The sequence below is a fragment of the Parabacteroides sp. 20_3 genome (genome assembly GCF_964238835.1).
GTDB classification, from domain to species: domain Bacteria; phylum Bacteroidota; class Bacteroidia; order Bacteroidales; family Tannerellaceae; genus Parabacteroides; species Parabacteroides distasonis.
This window is the reverse complement of the sequence record NZ_CAXSNO010000025.1, coordinates 1-922: the sequence shown is the minus strand read 5'-3', so window position 1 is coordinate 922 and position 922 is coordinate 1. Positions and strand designations below refer to the sequence as shown.

General features: G+C 51.1%; 1 rRNA gene. It reads left to right on the top strand.

The annotated features are described in order from the left end of the window. Positions 1 to 84: 84 nt before the first annotated feature. A 16S ribosomal RNA gene (locus tag ACESPU_RS21680) occupies positions 85 to 922 on the top strand; the annotation flags it as partial.

The following is a 922-nucleotide window of genomic DNA, read 5'->3' as shown; positions in this document are numbered from 1 at the left end:
AATTTTCCGGATTGATACCGTCAAAGAAGTATGACTTTGGACTACAATAACGGATTCCGGAGCGAGGATAATAAAACAATTTAAACAACGAAGAGTTTGATCCTGGCTCAGGATGAACGCTAGCGACAGGCTTAACACATGCAAGTCGAGGGGCAGCACAGGTAGCAATACCGGGTGGCGACCGGCGCACGGGTGAGTAACGCGTATGCAACTTACCTATCAGAGGGGGATAACCCGGCGAAAGTCGGACTAATACCGCATGAAGCAGGGGCCCCGCATGGGGATATTTGCTAAAGATTCATCGCTGATAGATAGGCATGCGTTCCATTAGGCAGTTGGCGGGGTAACGGCCCACCAAACCGACGATGGATAGGGGTTCTGAGAGGAAGGTCCCCCACATTGGTACTGAGACACGGACCAAACTCCTACGGGAGGCAGCAGTGAGGAATATTGGTCAATGGGCGTAAGCCTGAACCAGCCAAGTCGCGTGAGGGATGAAGGTTCTATGGATCGTAAACCTCTTTTATAAGGGAATAAAGTGCGGGACGTGTCCCGTTTTGTATGTACCTTATGAATAAGGATCGGCTAACTCCGTGCCAGCAGCCGCGGTAATACGGAGGATCCGAGCGTTATCCGGATTTATTGGGTTTAAAGGGTGCGTAGGCGGCCTTTTAAGTCAGCGGTGAAAGTCTGTGGCTCAACCATAGAATTGCCGTTGAAACTGGGGGGCTTGAGTATGTTTGAGGCAGGCGGAATGCGTGGTGTAGCGGTGAAATGCTTAGATATCACGCAGAACCCCGATTGCGAAGGCAGCCTGCCAAGCCATGACTGACGCTGATGCACGAAAGCGTGGGGATCAAACAGGATTAGATACCCTGGTAGTCCACGCAGTAAACGATGATCACTAGCTGTTTGCGATACA